The organism is Acetobacter orientalis, from assembly GCF_000963965.1.
Taxonomy (GTDB): domain Bacteria; phylum Pseudomonadota; class Alphaproteobacteria; order Acetobacterales; family Acetobacteraceae; genus Acetobacter; species Acetobacter orientalis.
In genome coordinates, this window is record NZ_BAMX01000027.1 from 1 (window position 1) to 1,370 (window position 1,370).

Consider the following 1,370-nt stretch of genomic DNA (forward strand, 5'->3'; position numbering starts at 1 on the left):
GACAGCGTGAAGGCTGAACTGATCCGTGACGGTGTACCTGCTACCGCCATCGACATCCACGGTTACGGTGAAGCGCACCCGCTCGTGGCAACTGGCCCGAACACCCGCGAACCACAAAACCGTCGCGTGGAAATCATTCTTCACTAAGAGTGGTTTACACTTTGATGTTAAAAGAAAAGAGGTACCTTCGGGTGCCTCTTTTTTTATGAGCTATTTTCAAACAGAGTCTTTGCTCAACACGATTCACGCCTCTGCATCAGCCAGCACTCAACCCAGCTATGTGATGAGACGGTAAAAAACATCATTTTTCAAGAAAATGTTATTTTTCAATACGTTAAACCGTAACAATTTTGCAACACGCCGCTTTCAATTAACAAAAAATCGGGTCTGCAACCCTCCCTTTTTAAAAACCCTTGCTCTATATAAGCGATTGACATTTAACCGACAGCGCAAGCCGCAGTTATGGCAAGCACGTCAAAAAATGCTAAAAATTGTAAGGACTTTATAATGCGCCTACGTATGGCTTTACTTGCAACAACATTGATGGCTGCAGCCCCTGCAGTTGCTTCTGCAACCACCATCACTGGCCCCTATGTTGACCTCGGCGGCGGTTATGACCTGACCCAGACCCAGTCTTTTAAAGTTAAGGGGACTGATGAAGACGGTCATTGGAGCGATAAAGCCAAGATTCACCATAAAAATGGTTGGACCGGCTACGCTTCTTTCGGTTGGGGCTTTGGTAACGGCCTACGCGCTGAAGTTGAAGGCACCTACCTTCGCTCTAACCTGAATGGCAACGCTGGTTCCGGCGTTAGCACGCATGGTAAAGACTCTTCCTACGGTGGGTTCGGCAACCTCGTGTATGATATCGACCTGAAGCAGTTCGGTATTGACGCCCCTGTCACCCCTTTTATTGGTGCTGGTGCAGGTTATCTGTGGACGAAAGAACAGGCTAATTTTGGCAACCCAACAGCCGGTTCCCTTCATGGAACACGTGGTGGTTTCGCTTATCAGGCCATCGTTGGTGCTGCAATCGACACGGGCGTACCAGGCCTGCAGGTTACCGCTCAGTACCGTATGATTGGCCAGCCCGGTTCTTTCCGTAACGGTCAGTTTACTTTCAGTGGCGAAGGTGCATCTACCAACCACACCAGCATTGATCACCGCTTCAACCACCTGTTCATGCTGGGCCTGCGTTACGCATTCGACACAGCTCCTCCTCCGGCAGCTCCTGCTCCGGTTGTTGCAGCTCCTGCTCCGCTGCCAGCACGTTCTTACCTCGTGTTCTTCGACTGGGATGCTTCTGCTCTTAGCGCACGTGCACGTCAGATCGTTGCTGAAGCTGCACAGGCTTCTACCCACGTTCAGAC

Annotated in this window: 2 protein-coding genes; both read left to right on the top strand. The window is 50.5% G+C overall.

Annotated features, from left to right (window positions below):
- Window positions 1–147 (top strand): OmpA family protein (locus tag Abor_RS10620; RefSeq protein ID WP_373853225.1); only part of this gene is annotated, 147 nt, incomplete at its 5' end.
- 360 nt (window positions 148–507) lie between these two features.
- Window positions 508–1,370: outer membrane protein (locus Abor_RS10625; protein ID WP_048841867.1), on the top strand; the 863-nt coding region annotated here is incomplete at its 3' end.